Annotated in this window: 16 protein-coding genes and 1 pseudogene; 6 read left to right on the top strand and 11 right to left on the bottom strand. The window is 52.2% G+C overall.

Features of this window, described 5'->3' with window-relative positions; all coding sequences use genetic code 11:
• Nucleotides 1-9 precede the first annotated feature (9 nt).
• From J2S20_RS07325 to J2S20_RS07345, 5 genes are all read right to left on the bottom strand, one after another.
• Nucleotides 10-1,872, bottom strand: a complete 1,863-nt coding sequence (locus tag J2S20_RS07325; RefSeq protein ID WP_106612083.1) for an ArnT family glycosyltransferase — start codon at nucleotides 1,870-1,872, stop codon at nucleotides 10-12.
• Nucleotides 1,844-4,225 carry a hypothetical protein gene (locus tag J2S20_RS07330; RefSeq protein ID WP_307254635.1) on the bottom strand — a complete coding sequence of 794 codons (2,382 nt, stop codon included), beginning with the start codon at nucleotides 4,223-4,225 and terminating at the stop codon, nucleotides 1,844-1,846. Before J2S20_RS07330 ends, J2S20_RS07325 begins: the two co-directional genes overlap by 29 nt.
• Nucleotides 4,206-5,039, bottom strand: coding sequence for a glycosyltransferase (locus tag J2S20_RS07335; protein WP_307254636.1), 834 nt, complete (start codon nucleotides 5,037-5,039; stop codon nucleotides 4,206-4,208). Before J2S20_RS07335 ends, J2S20_RS07330 begins: the two co-directional genes overlap by 20 nt.
• A complete protein-coding gene (locus J2S20_RS07340; protein WP_307254638.1) occupies nucleotides 5,036-5,671 on the bottom strand; it encodes a D-sedoheptulose-7-phosphate isomerase in 636 nt (211 codons plus the stop codon). Before J2S20_RS07340 ends, J2S20_RS07335 begins: the two co-directional genes overlap by 4 nt.
• Nucleotides 5,672-5,849: 178 nt before the next feature.
• The gene (locus J2S20_RS07345; RefSeq protein WP_307254641.1) at nucleotides 5,850-6,092 is read right to left on the bottom strand and encodes an SIR2 family NAD-dependent protein deacylase; all 243 of its coding nucleotides are present in this window, start codon (nucleotides 6,090-6,092) and stop codon (nucleotides 5,850-5,852) included.
• A gap of 316 nt (nucleotides 6,093-6,408) precedes the next feature.
• On the opposite strand from J2S20_RS07345, the gene ahpC reads away from it, so the two are divergent.
• A complete protein-coding gene (ahpC, locus tag J2S20_RS07350; RefSeq protein WP_307254643.1) occupies nucleotides 6,409-6,972 on the top strand; it encodes an alkyl hydroperoxide reductase subunit C in 564 nt (187 codons plus the stop codon).
• 90 nt (nucleotides 6,973-7,062) lie between these two features.
• On the opposite strand, the gene J2S20_RS07355 is transcribed toward ahpC, so the two are convergent.
• The 4 genes from J2S20_RS07355 to J2S20_RS07370 form a co-directional block, all read right to left on the bottom strand.
• Entirely contained in the window at nucleotides 7,063-7,272 is a 210-nt protein-coding gene (locus J2S20_RS07355; protein WP_307254645.1) for a hypothetical protein, read from the bottom strand.
• A 127-nt stretch (nucleotides 7,273-7,399) separates the two neighbouring features.
• Entirely contained in the window at nucleotides 7,400-8,803 is a 1,404-nt protein-coding gene (pepD, locus tag J2S20_RS07360) for a beta-Ala-His dipeptidase (RefSeq protein WP_307254647.1), read from the bottom strand.
• Nucleotides 8,803-10,140 (bottom strand): cytosine permease, encoded by a 1,338-nt coding sequence (locus J2S20_RS07365; protein ID WP_307254649.1) that lies wholly within the window; start codon nucleotides 10,138-10,140, stop codon nucleotides 8,803-8,805. Before J2S20_RS07365 ends, pepD begins: the two co-directional genes overlap by 1 nt.
• A 202-nt stretch (nucleotides 10,141-10,342) precedes the next feature.
• Entirely contained in the window at nucleotides 10,343-11,422 is a 1,080-nt protein-coding gene (locus J2S20_RS07370; RefSeq protein ID WP_307254651.1) for a DUF917 domain-containing protein, read from the bottom strand.
• 676 nt (nucleotides 11,423-12,098) lie between these two features.
• Between J2S20_RS07370 and J2S20_RS12345 the strand changes: the two genes are divergently transcribed.
• A complete protein-coding gene (locus J2S20_RS12345; RefSeq protein ID WP_416389001.1) occupies nucleotides 12,099-13,025 on the top strand; it encodes a UPF0236 family transposase-like protein in 927 nt (308 codons plus the stop codon).
• Here J2S20_RS12345 and J2S20_RS07385 read toward each other — a convergent pair.
• Nucleotides 13,011-14,144: a transposase gene (locus J2S20_RS07385; protein WP_307254653.1), complete on the bottom strand. Its 1,134-nt coding sequence runs from the start codon at nucleotides 14,142-14,144 to the stop codon at nucleotides 13,011-13,013. The two genes, J2S20_RS12345 and J2S20_RS07385, sit on opposite strands and share 15 nt — an antisense overlap.
• Nucleotides 14,145-14,348: 204 nt before the next feature.
• Here J2S20_RS07385 and J2S20_RS07390 point away from each other — a divergent pair, with 204 nt between their 5' ends.
• On the top strand, nucleotides 14,349-15,479 hold the full coding sequence (locus J2S20_RS07390) for a PucR family transcriptional regulator (RefSeq protein WP_307254655.1): 1,131 nt from the start codon (nucleotides 14,349-14,351) through the stop codon (nucleotides 15,477-15,479).
• A gap of 659 nt (nucleotides 15,480-16,138) precedes the next feature.
• Here J2S20_RS07390 and J2S20_RS07395 read toward each other — a convergent pair.
• Nucleotides 16,139-16,354 (bottom strand): annotated as a pseudogene (locus J2S20_RS07395) (sigma factor-like helix-turn-helix DNA-binding protein); the annotation flags it as partial.
• A gap of 284 nt (nucleotides 16,355-16,638) precedes the next feature.
• Between J2S20_RS07395 and J2S20_RS07400 the strand changes: the two are divergent.
• The 3 genes from J2S20_RS07400 (at nucleotide 16,639) to J2S20_RS07410 (ending at nucleotide 17,889) form a co-directional block, all read left to right on the top strand.
• A complete protein-coding gene (locus J2S20_RS07400; RefSeq protein ID WP_307254657.1) occupies nucleotides 16,639-16,968 on the top strand; it encodes a plasmid mobilization protein in 330 nt (109 codons plus the stop codon).
• Nucleotides 16,969-17,199: 231 nt separating this feature from the next.
• Nucleotides 17,200-17,481: a replication initiator protein A gene (locus J2S20_RS07405; RefSeq protein ID WP_307254659.1), complete on the top strand. Its 282-nt coding sequence runs from the start codon at nucleotides 17,200-17,202 to the stop codon at nucleotides 17,479-17,481.
• 222 nt (nucleotides 17,482-17,703) lie between these two features.
• Complete coding sequence (locus J2S20_RS07410; protein WP_307254661.1) at nucleotides 17,704-17,889, top strand: hypothetical protein; 186 nt, start codon at nucleotides 17,704-17,706, stop codon at nucleotides 17,887-17,889.
• Nucleotides 17,890-17,967: the final 78 nt, after the last annotated feature.

Below are 17,967 nucleotides of genomic sequence, written 5' to 3' on the forward strand. Positions count from 1 at the left end.
GCGCCCTCCTCAGTCCGTGACAAAGCTTACGATCATCGAAAGCCTGTCCTCTCCGCGCTGCTCCGCGGCATTCTCCACATAAAAATTCTGTGAAAACGAAAGTGTCACGAGCTGCCGCGGCGGTGCCGCAAGCCGAAGCTCCGATACATTTGCCTCCAGCGGGTATTCCTGTACCTCTCCGCCGTCCTGCTGCACAAAAATGCGCTCGTCTCCCCGCAGATTTCCGGGGTACATGAGCTGCAGCACGATCTCTCCGCTCCCGCCTGTGAGGAGCGTGAGCTTTGCGCGCTCGTCCATCCATCCGTCCCGATAGTATCCGTATTCCGCAGAGAGCTTCATGCTCCTGACGAGCTCCGTCGCATCAAGGAAACCATCATGTGCCGGATCCTCCATGTAGACCAGCATGGAGTCCGTGACCTGTCCGAAATCCAGCGCGGAGTCCACATGCCGCACAGTGGTTCCCGCCGCCCTGCGCGCCGGATCAAAGGTCTTAAAAAAGGTCTCCGCGGTAAATTCACTCATCTCATAGCTGTTTCCGATGATGATGATCTCCTTTCCGAAGATCGCATCCCCGTACTTCCCGTAGCTCACATCCGCGAGGGAATTGTAGCGCGCCTGGTTGGGGAAGAGGTATATCTTCCCCGCATGATTCCGGTAGCAGAGCTGCACCGGAAGCATGAGCAGCAGAAAGGCACACAGCACCAGAAGCGGAAGATGATCCGAGATGCTGTAGCGCTGCTGCGCCTCTGGGTCTGCGTCCCGCTTGAGGCGCACGCGCCGCCGCACGCCGAAGAGCATGGCGGCAAGCAGCAGCAGAAAGGTATAGACCGCATAGACCCAGCGGAGCTCCACGCGTATGGTCACTGCAGCCGCAGCCGCACAGCCGAGCGCAAAGCCCAGAAAGAAGACCAGATCGCCGAGCAGCGCGCCCGCGGAGATACCATAGCGCTTCATATGCCGCAGATCAAAGACTGCCATCGCGAGGAAGAGCAGCATGAGAAGATTTGCAAAGAGCACCAGCAGCTTCACAGGGAAGGGAGTCAGCTCCCATGGCAGTCCGTTCAGATGCTCCGGTCCGGCATTCACCCCCATGCAGTACAAGAGCTCCGAGAGCAGATTCATGAGCGCGCCGCGCTTTGTGAAGGTGTCCGTAACCTGCGTCCCCCCTGTTCCCGCCGGGGAGAGCGTCCCGATCATGAGCACGCGCAGCCCCATCACCGCGAGGAAGGTCACGAGCGGCGAGAGCCAGCGCTGCCAGCGCCTCTCCCGCTTTAAGAGGAAACAGCAGAAAAACATCGGCAGCAGCACCATGTAGCGCTCATGCGTGAAGCAGTTCAGAAAATAAAAGAGCAGCGCGAGATAAAAGCTGTGTCCCTGTCTCTCCTTCCGGTATCGGTACAAAAACCAGCACTGCGCGAGGGCAAAGCACAGTCCCATGGTCTCCATCAGCCCAAGCAGCTGTCCGACCTGATAATAGGCAAAGGGAGAGCTGAGAAAGAGAAGTGCAGCCCAGATTCCCACGACGCGGCTTTTAGAGAGCTTCCGCGCAAAGCCGTACAGAAATACGCCGAGTGCCGCGTTCAGCAGCAGATTGATCGGGACAATCCAGCCGAGATGGTTTTTCACCAGCGCGAGCTCCGCCCACGCCGCCATCCAGTACACAAAGCGGCAGCGCGTGGAGTTCAGCGGAAAGACATATTCCAGAAAGCTCTGCTCTCCCCAGCAGGACCACATGTAGAGATCGTCCATGTAGAGCCCTGAGATGCGAAAGCCGCGGTTCACAAAAAAAGTCCACGCAAAGAGCGCCGCAGCCAGCAAAAGATCCGTCTGCAGCTCTCTGATCCTAGTCTCTGATTCCCGGATGATACTCATACAGTGTGTGTCCCTCCTGACAGATCAGCGTCGTGATGCTCCCGTCCTCCTGCATATAGCGAAGCATCTCCTCCGCCCGGCTGTGCGCGGAGAGGAAGCTCTCCTCCGCGCAGAGCAGGCTGATATCCGCATACTCCAGATAGTCCCTGAACGCATTCAGCGTCTTCACGAGCCGCACATTGCCCCCGCTCCCCTCCAGATCCGTGTAGCTCTGCACGCTGCACGGCAGGAGATAGCACTCCGGCTCCCACTCCATCACCATCACGCGGAGCCGCGGGTTATTCTTAAGATAGCGGTAGATCGGCTCATTTCCCTCCCGTATCATGCAGTCCCGCACATCCGAGCGATGATCGTAGAAACCATAGTGATTGAGCTTCGGCTCTGTGAGCCCTCGCGCCCCCGCCCAGTTCGTGAGCCCCATAAAGAAGACCGCTGCGAGGAGCGCAGGCGACAGAGCGCGGCACAGCGTCCGCTCCTCTTCCCTCCACGCGCCGACCGCGGCACATACGGCGAGCACATAGCTCAGATTGTAGTAGTTCCCGTCCACCTGATAGAGCATGAGGAGGGAAATGCAGTCGAGAAGCAGCAGCACGCCCAGCAGGAAGCAGAGCGCCCGGAGCGCTGTCCTGGCCCGTTGCTCCCCCGGCCCCGCCGCCATAGAAAGCTCTGCACTCCCCGCTGCCTCCGCAGCACCGATGGCTTCCGCCCTCCGCCTCTGCGGGCGCAGCAAAGCAGCAAGCAGCAGAAGGGGAAATAGCACCGTGCCCCACGCAATCAGGATATGTACGTCCTCCTCCGTGACCGGCGCGAGACAGAGCGCAAATATCCGCTCCAGAAGATGCCGGAGCGCCGCGTGTCCGCAGAGCCCTGAGGCCGCGTTCGGAAGGGTCTGTGTCAGCAGAGGATAATGTCCCCGCATGCCGAGCTGCTCCCAGAGCCCCGTAAAGACCGTAACCAGCGGATAGCCGCTCAGAAGAAAGCTGCGGTACGTCACCCCCAGCAGGGCAAGCGCCGAGAGGAGCAGCGGCAGCGCAAGCTCCGACCGCAGCCGCTTCCTCAGTGCGCGCACAGCGCCGCGCCGCGCCGCGGTCGCCCCGGCGCTCTCTGTCTCTTCCTCCTCTCCCGCAGCCACGGTCAGCGGAAGCTGAAAGCGCGCCGCAGGGGTGAAGAGCTGAAACAGGAGCGCCGCGATCACCAGACCGCCGGAGAAGACCAGTGCGGTCGGCTTCAGCGTGAGCGTGAGCATGAGCATACAGAGTCCCCAGAAGAAGGCACTCCAGCGCGGCAGCACCGCCGCCACTCCTCTCCGCTCCCCGCGTCCCGCCTCCGGCGAGACGCCCCGCAGAAAGAGATCCACAAACATAAACTGCGCCAGCAGCGTCAAAATATCCGTCTTCGCTGAGCTCGTGAGATTCATAACCCCCGGAATGCAGGCAGTGAACAACATAGCTGCCGTTCCCGCCTCTCTCCCGAAGCAGCGCCCTGCCGCGCTGCGGATCAACAGCAGTAGAAATACCCCGCACCAGAAGGAGAAGCCCAGCACGAATCCGTAGCTCGCCGTGCCGGAGAGCGGCAGCACGAGCAGCTCCATCCCCTTCGGATAGAAGTAGACCGCATTCACCGCGCCGAGGTTCTCATAGATCCCGCGGCCATTATCCAGCACATAGAAGGAGCGCAGGCCGTAGTGCAGAGAATCGTAATCGAGGGTGATATTCATGCGCCCCGCGTGAAGCAGGAGCAGGGTGAAGACAAGCAGCCAGACCGTCCTCTCCCTCCCCTGTGAAGCGCGCTCCGCCGGAAGCTCCACAGCCGTCAGCGGCAGCAGCCCCGCACGCCGGAAGAGAAAGAGACCGAGCACTGAAAGCAATGCGACAGACAGGGCCATGCGGCGTATAAAGCCCGGTCCGCCAAAACCGAAGAGAGAAAAAAAGCAGACCAGACAGATCCAGAGCGCCGCGCCCGTGAGAAAATTCTGCGAAACGTGTGTGAGATCCAAGGACACCGGCGCACCTCTCCTCCGCCCCGGGATCAGCAGCAGCTCTCCGAGCAGCAGCAGAGCGAGCATCCAGAGGAGACTTACAAGCAGCGGAAGAAAAGCCCTGTGTACCCACAGAAATCCGCTGCCAATCAGGAGAAAGCCTCCATACTTCACACTCCCCTCCGGCAGCGCCCGGTCTGCAAACAGAAAGAGCGCCAGCAGCAAAAACAATTCCAGAAACAACGCGCCTGTCCGCCAGTCCGCAAACTGCTCCGGCAGAAAGCCGCTCCTCCAGAGAAGGAGGACAGACAGCACACTCCCGCACAGCGCGGCGGGAAACAGCACCACTCCCCCTCTACTTCGTGTATGCCTCATAGCTTCTCCTGTAGTAATGCAGTATCCCGTCTGCAACTGCTGCGGGCCAAAGCCTCCGGAACATCTCCGCCTCCTCCTGCTCCCTCACGTGATCGCCGATGCAGACAGCGGTTGCCGCGTCCGCGTGTACGCGGTACAAAAGGAGCGGGCGCTCCTCGCAGATCCAGCGCCCGCCGCGGGCGGCGAGCTCATAGAGGAACTCCCAGTCAAGTATGAACTTATGCCGCTCCGAGAAGGGTGCCGCGCCGCAGAGCGACTTTCTGTAGGCGCAGGAGGGGCATATCACCGGATTCCCGAGACGCAGCACCAGCCGCTTCAGCGCCGTCCTGTCTGCAAGCCCCTCAAGCCGCAGCGGCATGCGGAGCAGGAGCTTCACCAGCTCCGGCGCGCCCGCCCGCTGTATCTTTCCGTTCCTCAGAGTCGCGGACTGCGTCGTGAAGAGCGCGAGATCCTCCCAGCGCTCCGCCGCCGCCCGAAGGCGCTCCGTGTAGTGCCGCCCGTAGACATCGTCCTGATGCGCCAGCGTCACAAACATACCTGAGGCTCTGGAAAAAGCGAAGTTCCAGTCCGCTCCTATCCCCGGAACGCCGTCCCGCACGCAGAGCCGCGCGGCATATTTCTCTGCGAGCAACGCAATGTGATCACTCGGCGTCGAGGTACAGATGAGAAGCTCCGAGGACAGCGTCTGTCTCCGGAGTGATCTCAGGCAGTCCTCCAGATAGGGGGAGTCCCCGTAGGCACAGACCGCAAAGCTGTGGCTGAAGCGCTCCGGCTGTCCTGCTCCCGCCTCCATACCATCTCCCTGCCGCATCATGAGAAGAAATGCTCCTCAAGCTGCAGGCAGAGCGCATGGTAGATCGGCAGATGCAGCTCCTGAATCTGATAGGTCTCCGTCTTCGGGACGATGAGCGCGACATCCGAGAGCGGAGCCAGCTTTCCTCCGGTCTTTCCGGTCAGCGCGATGATCTTCATTCCCTTTGCCCGCGCGACATCCGCCGCGTAGAGCAGATTTTCGGAGTTCCCCGAGGTCGTCACCGCGAGGAGCACATCGCCCTCCTCCCCGTAGCCATACACCTGCTGCGCCATGGCCAGCATCCAGTCCACATCATTTCCGTAGGCAGAGGTCAGCGCCTCATGTCCGCAGATGGCAATCGCGGGCAGCGCCCCCTGAAGTCCCGCGGCAAGACTGACACCGCGCTCCGCATGGAGATCCTGAAGAGAACGCGCAAAGTCCTCCGGAACCGCACGCCGCTTCACAAAGCTCTTCATCAGCTCACCCACAAAGTGCTCGCAGTCTGCGGCGCTGCCGCCGTTCCCTCCGGCGAGCACCTTGCCTCCGCCCTCGTAACAACGCTCCAGTACGCGGTATGCCTCTCTTATTTCCGCCTCGATCGTCTTCAGCTCCGGATAGCGCTCCGTGAGCTGCGCAATATAATCCTGTTCCATCTCTCTTCCTTTCGCCTGAAGGCTCTTCCTTCTGCCATTGATACAGCGGCACATACTCCCGCCGCCGACTCTGTCTCCCTTGTCGGCGCTTCCCGGACAATCTCTTCAAAGAGATTTACCGTTACACTTGCCCGACATCCGTCTCAGTCTTGCCCCGAAAGCCCCCGTGTTTCCGGCCTCAGTGCTCCGCTTCCCGCAGCGCCGCCTGAAACGCCTCCCTGCTCATCTTAGCAGTTCCGCCGCAGCCGGGGCAGGCACAGTAGTAGCGCACCCGGACCGGAATCGGAATAATGAGCAGAATCAGCCAGCTCGTCTCCTTATACAGATGCCAGTCCCCCACATGGCCGCAGCGCGTACAGCGGTGATAGCCCTCAATCCCGCAGTCCTTCCGCGTGCTGTGCATACCGATAAAGAAAAACATGGCGCTCCTCCGTCTCTCTGAGATACCACTCTATTATAGCTTTTATTCTCTCTCTTTCAAACAGCAGTTTCAGTTTTCCTCTCTAAGCGATATCCCGCACGTATCCGGAAGAAATTTGCTCTCACTCATTTTCTACCATTTTTATCGATTTTAAATTGACATATCCCCAAATACTGTATATTAAAAACAGCGGAAACAATTTCCGCTTTCAAAAAGCCCCTTTGTTAGTCATATAAAACCTTTACAGAAGGAAGATTACAGGGGGCGGTATCCGAATCCCGGTTTCAAAGAATTTTCAAAGAAAGGAAGTCTTTTTATGTCTATGATAGGCAAGGAAGTCAGCGCGTTCAGCGTACAGGCATTCCACGACAACAGCTTCAAGACAGTGAGTAAAGAGGATATCCGGGGAAAATGGAGCGTCTTTTTCTTCTATCCCGCGGACTTCACCTTCGTCTGCCCGACAGAGCTCTCGGATCTCCAGGAGCATTACGAAGCTTTTCAAAAGGCCGGCTGTGAGATCTACGCCGTCTCCTGTGACACCCACTTCGTCCACAAGGCATGGCACGACCACTCTGAGAGCATCTCAGGACTCAGCTACCCTATGCTGGCGGACCCGACCCACACACTCAGCCGGGACTTCGAGGTGCTGATCGAAGATGAGGGAGTCGCAGAGCGCGGCAGCTTCATCGTAGACCCGGATTGCAGAATCGTCTCCTATGAGGTGAACGCGGGTAATGTCGGCCGAAACGCCGAGGAGCTGCTCCCAAAGCTTCAGGCCTGCCAATTCGTGCGTGAGTACGGAAACGAGGTCTGCCCCGCCCGCTGGAAGCCGGGTGCAAAGACTCTGAAGCCCAGCCTCGAGCTGGTCGGCGCGCTGTAAGCACAGCGATTGATCCATATCATAGCGGCTGTCACAGAGACAGAAGCATTCCGGGCGGGCTGTTCAGCCCGCCTAGGAAGCACTTATCCACTAGCATTTAATAAGATATTTCGTTCCCCTGCCATTACCGGTTTTCCTGATCATTTCATCTGCAATCAGTTCATTGAGCAAACGGATTGTTTTATCCTTTGCATCGAGTACTTTGTCTTCAGGAATGATATTGGGATGCTGCTTTATGATGGCTTTTACATATTCGCGTGGTTGCTTATCGTCATCTATTACAAATAATACAGATTTCAAAAAGCTATCAATATTTGCATCAGTCAGGTCCGCATCGTCTATATAGCCTTTCTCTTTCCCTTCTTCAACAAGCCCATGAGAAAACGCACAAGGAGAGCAAGCACGAAATAGGCTTGCTCTCCTTACTTTAGTTAGGAAGCTGCTGCAGCACTGCTTTTAACAGCTGGTATACCCTGTCGATCGAGGAAAGATTTACGTTTTCTTGAACTGTATGCGCATGGCGAATGGTTGGTCCGATAGAAATCATTTCCCGAATGAAGGGACAGCGTTCCTGGAGAATACTGCATTCAACACCGGCATGAACATTTTCCATAATGCAGGTCTGCTGAAATAATGATTGATAGGTTTGTGCAAACAGTGCGTGCAGCGGAACATCTTTTTCAGATTCCCAGGGCGGATAGTAATCCTGCTGAGAAGATCGGAACGAAGCGCGGTCAGCGGTGCGAACGACAAGGTCTCTTCCTTCGCTGAGCAATGCCTGAGAAGAAGCACGCAGGCTTTCCACAATTTCAATATTATCGTCAAGCTGGCGGACAGTGGCTAAATTACTGGAAAGCTGGATTATTTCTGGGGTACGCTGCAATACACCGTGAGGCAAGGTGGCAAGCGTAGAGAGCAGCTGATCGCGGAAAGAATCCGTATACGCTTGCTTGCAGATCGGTGCCTCAAATGAAGTCTGAAGAAGAATTCCGTGATCCACAGATTCTGTCTGAGCGGTGATTGCGCTGGCGGCAAGCTTCCATTCTTCTTCTGAAGATGTATCGCCGACCTGAATGAGAGCTTCTGCGCAAACCGGAATCGCGTTGGAACGTGTACCGCCGCGCAGTTCGAGCAATTCCCAGTTTGAAGCGGGGCAGCTGCGAAGCCAGCGAACCAAAATCTGAATGGCATTGAGATGTGGGGTTCCAATATCAAGACCGGAATGGCCGCCCTTTAGGCCGGATACAGAGAGCTTGAGAACTTTGGGGTTATGAAACCGTGACTGCTTGTGACATTCAACGGAGGCATTCAAAATGATATTTAGACCGCCTGCGGCGCTAATAGTGAATGTCCCTTCTGTTTCACTATCCAAATTGATCAGCCGGGTACCGGAAACAAGGGATGCGTCCAATTCTTTGGCACCGGTCATACCGGTTTCTTCATCTATTGTAAAAAGGCCCTCGATATTATGTACCGTGTCGTCTTCCATCAGTGCGAGAATCAAGGCCATCCCGATTCCGTTATCTGCGCCTAAGGTCGAATCGACTGCATGAAGACATTCATCAGTTTCGTGCAATGATACGCCCTTTTGATAAGCAGCTCCCGTCGATTCCCATACCATATCCATATGAGCCTGGAGAATTGTAGGCGGCGTTGTTCTGGAAGTTGTTTTACGGAGAACCACATTTCCGCGGTTATCCTGATCAACACACAAACCGAGGCGCTTTCCTGTTTCGATTAAATACTGCGCTACGTTTGATTCATCGCCAGAGCGCCGGGGAATGCTGCAGATTTCACGGAAGTAAGAAAGAACGCGCTGCATGCTATCCATTAAACTGCACCAGCCTTATTCTGGATCTTCTGGCTTACCACGTACAGCACCATAGCAACTGCAATGCAGATCAGGGGAACGGGGATCACATCACCCACCGCGACAAACCAACCAAGACCCACAGGGCGAGCTGTCATGGTAACACCGACAAACGAGGCCACAGCCCACGACACAATGGCGTCCCACTTGATTCCCTGAGGAGCGTCGCCTCCATCATAGTTTTTCCGGTTGCAGATATAGAAGTCAGCGATCAGGATACCGCCAATTGGGGTAATGAACACGCCTAACAACGAGAGGAAAGTCACAAAGTATTTATACAAGCCAACTGCAGCAATTGCAGTGCTGATCAAACCGACAATGAGGGTCAGGCGCATGCGGGGGACTTTACTGATGCCGTCCAGAGTATTCATAAGGCCCAGTACGCTGGTATACAGATTGTTGTCGTTCGTGGTCCATTGACCGATGATCAACACAAGAGCGCCAAACAGGCCCAAGCCGAGGGACAGAATCATAACTTCCACGATATTCCAGTTGTGGAAGGCGTAGTTGAAGAATGCGCCGCACATCAAGATGGGAATGTATCCCCAGCAATGTCCGATGCTCACGCCGATCATGCAGTCCCGCTTGGACTTAGAGAAGCGGCTGAAGTCACCTACCATTGTAACGCCTACGGCAAAGGAACCGACGACGGTGGCGACGCCCATGGGAATGGTGATCGGCGTGCTGACCGGCCCAGCGTTCCAGATGTCGCTGAAAGAAATCATGGAGCTTGTTTTCCAAACGGCAACGACGCAGAGAACCGCAAGCAGCGGCAAGCCCACTTCGCTGAGAAGCTTGATTGCCTTAAACCCGAAAATAGCGGTCAGCGACATAGTGATACCGCCGATAATTGTAAAAATCACAGGATTGACAGAGCTTCCGCTAACATGCTTGATGACAGAAGCAATCGTCGTACCGAACAGGTCTGCCTGGAATGCGTACCAACCAAAGTTGGAGATGCAGAGAATAATACCGATAATCTTGGCCCCCTGTATACCAAAGGAGCGGCGGCAGGTAAAAGAAGTAGAAAGATGGGTATGCTCGCTAACAAGAGCATTGAGCGTACCGATGATGGTGATAATAATAGATCCGATTATGCTGACTAAAAGCATGTCCCGGAAAGTGAGACCGTCGGCAAGCACACCGCCGGTAGCTAATCCGCTCAGGCCAAATCCCGCGCCAAGCCATACCATGCCCTGCTGATACCAAGTTTGTCTGGCGGTTTCGGGGACTGGAGTTTTTTCGTAGTCGTTGTACTTTTCTTCCAACGGAGCCTTGGTTGCAGTATTATTGCTCATATTTTTGCCTCCCGTAATATGTCATTTGGCTATTTCTGTCTCATATGATGGTTCTTCCCTACTGTGATCGAATCTACTGCTTGGGTTTGAATTGTACCGAAATAGGCCGCCCTCTGCAAGATGTTGACGTAAAAAGAGTACTTGTCTATTTCGGTACAGATTCATTCCCTAAATCACAAGAGTTCGTTGCAGGTTTGTGCGATCAGTCCTGAAGGAAGACGCAATCCATATCAAATCCAAAGAATCGGGGATTAAGGATCTCCAATGCGCGTTCACGCTTCCAGAGCTCGTGGCAGTGGAAGCCGAGAACGGCAACCTCCATTCCCTCGACGCAGTTCGGATTGGTGATGGGGTAGCCGGTAGCTTTTTCCACCACACAAATGAGGTCCGGACAAGTGAGATTTACCTTGTCGTCGATCCACATTACCATGTTCTCGTTCTTGTACCAGATTTTCGCGGTCTGGTGCGCAAAAGCGTCCTCGCCGGCAATGTGAATCGTGCCAACGGTAAAGCCCTCCTTGATGCCCCATTCGGACTCGCCGGTGACAGTTCCCTGGAAAAGCAGCTTACCCTTTCCTGTGTCCAAGATCGCCTGAATGGGATCGGAACCGCGCTCAACGGCTTCTCTTTGGGCACGACCGACAGTAGCTGCATACGTTAATGCATTGGGAATGACCGCGTGACGCAGCTTGTCGCCCTTGATCGGGTGATCGGTCATACCAACCAACCCGCCGGATCCGATTGCCATATAGCGGGAGAGCGCTTCTGCGCGAGCATCATTTTCAACGTTTGTGACAATTGCCATGTCGCCGAATGAAGTACCGACAGAGAAAGGCGTGATGGGGTTTTCCGTCACATAATAAGTGGAAAACTGAAGCTCCGGCACTGCGCGGCCGGCTGCATCTGCATCGACAATGTATTTACCCGTACGAGCTGCGGCGGCCATGACTGCTCCGGTGTTTCCGCCACCATACTCAATCGAAACAAGGCCTTCAAACTGAACGCCCATGTACTCTTCCAGGGCCTTCACCGAGGTGGCGATCTCGTCTCCGCGTTTCTGGCTGTTATCGCCCTTGGGAACGATAGAACCGCAATAATAAGGATTGGCATAGTAGCTGTCATCGTTGATTTCATCGAAGGAGAGCAATTTGAACTCGTGCCCGGCGTTCCAAGCTTTTTCGATGGCCTCTAACCCGCTCTCTAAGGAGCCGCCGCCGCCTGTACCAAGAATGGTGCAGCCAACCAAAGTGTCCTTAATTTCCTGAAGCGTTAGTTTTTTCATAAAAAAGCACCTCCAAAAATTTGTCTATTTTGAATAATTACCTTGCGGATTGCTTGACAAAATTATAAGGTATGTGCAAAAGCACTTCAATGTACATAGTACAAAATTTGATTTAAATTTCTGTAATTTTTATAATTTTCCATTTATTCTGCAAGTATAATTTGACATCTTAAGAAGGCTTGATTATACTAATGCATAATTAATAGAGATGAGCAAAACAGGCGGAAGGAGCGGCCTGCAAACAGGCAAATGGGAAGCAAAAGAGATTAGGGCATCTCAAGGGCGCAAAAACCATAGCGCGGTAAACTCCGCGCCTGCAAAAGGTATGGAAAAGACAGATCAGGCGGAACGCCGAAGCTGTTTGGCAGAACGGTAGGAGTGAGAGCCGTGCAGAACGGCGGCCAGCGCGACCGCTAAAGCGGAGATGTGGGCCAGCGTATTGAGGTTTGCCGCGCTGTTTCCGTTACGCACCCACAGCCGTTCCTGACCTGTGGATTTGAAACGGGAATTGTAACGCTCACACTCTGTACGCAAGGCATAGATACGCTTAAAACGCAGGCATTCCCAATAGAGTAAAGATTTTGTCAGTTGAATAAGTAATAAAAAATGAGAGTAGTCATAACCTTTGATATAATGGTTTCGCCTAAAAAACTATATATCAAAGGAGACTACTCTCATGAACATTGTATCATTACTGGAGACATTGGTTAATCGCTTAATTGAAGCTGAGGATGAATTTTTTAAGAATCCTAAAGACTTTCATGCTTTGGAGAAGGCGACCAAGGCATCAACAGAGGCATTCTCGGCAGGATTTCTGGGAGAAGTTCTTACAAGCGTTAATAAGCAGATATGTGAATGCCCATGGAGGAATGAGCACTACAGTATTCAGAGGAATGACAGGCGCACTGTGATAAGCTCCGTTGGAGATGTTTCCTTTGATTGTACGTATTTTAAGAAGAAAGCAGATGGAAGCTACAGTTATCTTTTGGAGGCACTGACAGGTCTTACAAGGAACGAAAGATTTACCGAAGAAGCTGAGGTCTTGCTTCTGACAGAAGCACTCAAAACAAGCTATAGGGAAGCAACAAGAGTATTGCCTTCAAAGCAGGAAATCACGAAAACAAAGGAAAGATTTATAGCGTACACAAATGAAATGCTCAGGTCGGCAAGAAATACAGACAGCATTGAAAAATTGCAGACATACGTTATCCAAAACTGGTCTGCGATAAGAAGGACAATGCGAAACAGTATGCTGAACGGATGTAGTGCAGAGAGCCATGAGAGCCATGTTTTATCAGACCGGTTGAGTTCAAGACCTATGGGATGGAGCCAGGTTGGTGCAGACAGAATGAGTAAGCTTAGATGTTATGAGAGAAACCACGGTAGAGGCAAACTTATAGACCTTGTACGATACAGCAGAAAGCAGCGAATTATCAAAGCTATAGGAACGGACTGCGTGCCTGTCAGAGAAGTAGCATTAAGGGAAATAAGGAAAGAGCATTATAATAAGGCGAAAAGTTACATTGAGCTGATACAGGCAAGTATTCCCGGAACAAGCGCAAGGAAGGCGGCTTCAATAAGGGGGCATCTAAGGCTGATTTGATTTTGACAGCTCATAAGTAGAACTGTAAAATGATGAAAATAAAAGTCGAGTCAAAGTATCATAGGTTAATTCTATTCTTTTCCAACTGACAACAGGTTTACTCCATCGGCATTCCCTGTCAATGGAAAGCCTGTAATCGTTTGGAACGGTCTTGTATTTCGTGCAGCCCCTGTTTTTCTTGCCGTTGTTCCAGTTTTTGTGGTTACAGGGGCAAACGCTGGTCTTGGACTGGCGGAAAGGGCAGCAGTATTTCTGCCGGGTACGATTATTGTCGGTGGTCTTGCCATCCTTGTGCATAGCCAACCCGGCCTCACAGACCGGATTGCCGGCAGGAAGCGTTTTCAGAACCTTCGTACCACGCGGATTGAGGGGGATAAATGCCTCGCCCTCATAGACCGTTTTCACGGTGTTGTAGATGTTTTTCACATCGTAGCCCTTGTCGGCAAGGAAGGCGCATTCCTTCAAAGAAATCGTCTGATCCGCGGCCGCGAGGATCTCAGCGGCGACGGCAGAATCGGCGATATTGCCCGGCGTGGTCAGCTCGTAGAGCGGCAGCCCAGAGATGCAGTCCACCAGCACATGACTTTTGTAGCCCCAGTAGAACTCATACCGCCGCTCATTGTGCTGGTTGGAGGCCGAGTGGACGCCCAAGGCGCAATCCGGGTCGCTTTTCGGGTGGGTTTCCTTGGAGAACTTGTTTTTTGCAAAGGATTTCGGGTTGTTCTGCTTTGTATTTGCTGCAACGGGTGTAGAGTCCAGACCGATGAAGGATGCGTCCACGATCCCCAATTCATACAGCTGCCATACCAGGTCAGCCATGATCGCTTTCAACGCACCGTTGTCCAACTGCCGCAGGCAGCGGTCATACGTCCAATAGGACGACAGCGGCTCCATGATATTGAACCCGCAATAGTGGGCGATGATGCGGTTGTTGTCCAGATAATCCATCAAATCTGTGATCTGCGTGAAACCCTCGCATTTCATAACGATAAAAGCGCAGACCATGGCTTCCTTCGGAAAGCCCCGCCGCCCGGTTGCCGCCCTGGGCAGCGTGAAGTCCAGACTGCTGAAAAGCTTGTCGTAAAACATGGCGGCGCTTTGGGATGTGAACAGCGTCACATCCTGAATGATTTCCTGTCGGTAGATAGCGGCCAGCCCCTTTCCGGTTGGTTTTCTCTCAAGTCAATTTTACCAAAAAGGGGCTCCGCTTTCTATACCATATGAGTGATTTTCGATTTCAGCCATGGCCGGGAACCATTGCAGTTACTGCGTTTCTTGCGTTTTGCTCATGGCTGCATAATTAATGACAAGGAGGTGCTTGTTGTGAGCGTTACGGTAAGCGATGTTTTGCAGCTGGATATTCTTAACTCTGCCAAGGTAATTGCAGGGAAGAATGGACTTGACCGGGAGGTTTTGCGGATCAACTTTACAGATTGTCCGATCAATCCCCTTGTGGATGCAGACTTGATTTTAAGTGGAGATGCTTTTATCTGTAGCTTCTATATGAATAAAGATATGGAGGCAAAGATATATGATGCAATTTCGTTTTATATTCAGATGGGAAGTGCTTGTTGCATTGCGCTGAATGAGTTTCTGCCGCAGTTTCCACAAAGTGTGATCGAACTTGCCGATTCGCGGGATTTTCCGATTATTCACATTGACGGGACAGTTCCTTATGGTGCGCTCATACATGACATTTCCGAACTCATCATATCAGATCAATCAGAGTTATTACTGGAAAATAAAATTTTCCACCTGCTGAGCAAAGAACTTTCTGATGCTGAGCAGCGGAACATTTACCGGCACCTTGCACCGCATATTCAATCTGACTACACCGTTGTGCATGCGACCTTTCAGGGGCTGAGTCATCGGCGGCTTCAAATGCTGAAGAAAGATGTGGCGATACAATTTAAAGTTCCCTTATTTAAATATTTGGAAGGAGCCTTTTTTGTGCTGCCTTGTCAGGGGCGGAGAGAAATCAACAGTATGCTGCAGCAGATGATGCCCATTTTTTCCTATTATGCGCCAGAGCATTCCATGGGCTACAGCTCGGCTGCGGTGAGCGTAAAGCAGTTTTCTTCTGCATTTCGCCAGGCCCTTTCGGCGGACGAAATAGGAGGAGTATTGGGAAAATCTCCAATGGGATATGATGCGCTGTCTGTCTATCAGTTGCTGCTGCCGCTGAAAAATCATCAAATCCTGAGGAATTTTTGCAGCAGCATTCTTGACCCGCTAATAAAGCAAGATCTCTTGGAAACAGTTTCTGTATATCTTGAATGCAATGGAGATGTCAAAAGAGCGGCAGGCAAGGTGGGGAAGCATGAAAATACAGTCCGATTTCGAATCGGTCAGGCAAAAAACCTGCTGAATTTAGATGACTATGAATTTATTGAAAAAGTATCCATCGCGCTTAAAGCGAGAGATATTTTCGGGCAGCAACTGGGGACCAACTAAGACTCTGCTAAGGAAAATATGAATCCGGCGACGTATTTGCAACAATTGGATTTTGAACCTGCTTTCTGGTCCGGGTAACCGGCAGAAAGCGCACGTATCGCTTGCGCCGTGGGCGGTTCCAGATGCTGCCAACGGATCAGCGGTTTCCGGGCTGGGTGTCTTGATGCCCTCGCGCTTCTTGTAAGCGGTGGGATTAAGCACCTTTTCCTCCTGCAAGAGCTTTGCTATCTGCATCGGGCCTCGCACTTCCATGCACAGCTTGAAAATGCGCTTGACTACCAATGCTGCTGCTTCATCTACGACCCACTTTGTCTTGTCCTCCGGGCCTTTACGGTAGCGTTCTATGGTGTTGCAGACACTGCCTACAATCCCACAGACAGATGTCAGAATATAAATAATCAAAACCCGGTATCCTGTTTTATGCGACTGCAGTTAGCAGGATACCGAGTTTTATTTTGATTTGTGCTGTAAATTGAGATTTTGTCAATTCAGCAGAGTTATTCATCTATAGTTTCATACTGATCGTTCTTTTCAAAAACTTTCGCCCATTCTTCTTCTGAAAGTGACACAGAAGATTTAATGGAATAAGAATAGGTTCCATTTTGCCAAACCGCTAAAGTGTATAGGTACTGACAAAAACGGCATAATGCGGACGCCTGTTAAAAGGATTTAGCCGACTTTTTTAGGCCAAGATGGATACTGTCACGCACTCGGTGGGGATCAACGCCCTCGGCCTGAGCAATTTCCCTGGCGCTCATACCCAGGTAATACTTTGCGTAGATTCTTTTGGCTTGCTTGTCGGGCAGAACCATCACCGCAGTATAGAGCCGATCCCGCAGTTGTTTATCCTCCAGAATTTCCTCCGGGGTTGCCGGACGCTGTATAACAGCTTTCTCTAAGCTTATTGATGCAAAGAGAAACGGCGTGACCGAAGTCACGCCGTACTCTCCCCAAAAATCGGGACTTTTAATTTTTTCCTATTTTACGGGCACCGCTCTAAAGTAGGGAGATATTTTTCAGTTCGACTACCAAGTTTCCTACAAAAATTGTCCGTTGGATAGTGACAGGCTCATTTCAAAAAAAGAATTTTCGCTGCCCCCAAAAACTTACAATCCATGTCCGTTGTAGTGTAAGAGGCAGCACAAAAAGGAGTGATTATATGGCAGACCGCACCCGCCCGATACGCATTGAGTTCTGTGTGTCGGAACATGAAAACCAGCTAATCAAAAGCAAGATGGCGCAGCTTGGCACCCGCAACAGAGGAGCATATCTCCGGAAGATGGCGATTGACGGCTACATCATAAAGGTGGATTACACCGAACAAAAGAAACTCGCCGCCGCTGTCAGTAAGGTGGGCGCAAATATCAATCAGATATGCCGCCGCATCAACAGTACAGGACATTTCTACGAGGACGATATAGCCGATCTGAAAGCCAAGCAATCTGAGATATGGGAGCTGTTGAAGCAATGTCAAAAGAACAAGTTATAACCACATCGGGATTTTTCACATATGGATTTTCCGTCTCTGGGTTTTCAGACAGTGGGTAGCCTGACTGCCCAGCCCGTTCCGTTATTGGATTGCAGGACAGTCGATTTCCAAACGGTCACAGAGGATGAAATTCATACTCAATTCAACAAGAAATAAATTAGCTCTTAATATAGTCATCCATCAATCTATCAATACAATTCGAGGATAGATAAGATTGGATAGGAGGTCACAATGGCAGAGAACTTTTTGTGCTTTACTGTCGAAAGCCTCTCAGCATCTTACATACCGTTTCCACGGTTTCTCATGGAGGACAGCCTCGCGGATCTTTCAAACGACGCAAAGGTGCTGTATGCGCTCATGCTGGACAGAGCCAGTATTTCAAAGGTCAACGGCTTTATCAGTCGGACGGCACGGTACGTCTGTACTTCACTGTTGAACAGGCACAGAAAAAACTGCACCGCAGCCGACAATGCGCGACGCGGATATTCAGGGAACTGGAATCTTGTGGATTGATCTTCAGAAAGAAGCAGGGGCTTGACAAGCCCGCGCTGATCACACTCAATTACCCATCCAATGCAAAGCTGATTCAGCCAAAGAAGACAGGCGAAATACTGTCGGGATAAAGGTCGAAAATCAAATGTTTTGTGCCCTGTAAGCGCTGCAAACGCGGTGGGCATATATTTTTACTTATCCGCGCTGCAAAACGCGCCTGTAGGCCGTGAAGGGAGGAAACGAATGGATAAAAGAAACGCCATTGAGGCAAACGAAATCGACACTGCCGAAATTCCGGAGTTTGTATATAAATCTTTAGCAAGAAGTCTTCTTCCGGTCATTCAGAAGTATTACGAAAGCGACGCAGGTCAGCGGGCTTTCACCGAATGGAAAGAGAAGAAAGGCGCTGAGAAAAGCGGCACTGCATAAAGACAGCGGGAGGATTGCCATGCGCGGCAGCCTCCCGTTTTTGCGTTTACCAATCTTCAATTTCTTCGAAATAAACAA

The organism is Moryella indoligenes, from assembly GCF_030812885.1.
In the GTDB taxonomy this organism is placed as follows: Bacteria; Bacillota; Clostridia; order Lachnospirales; family Lachnospiraceae; genus Moryella; species Moryella indoligenes.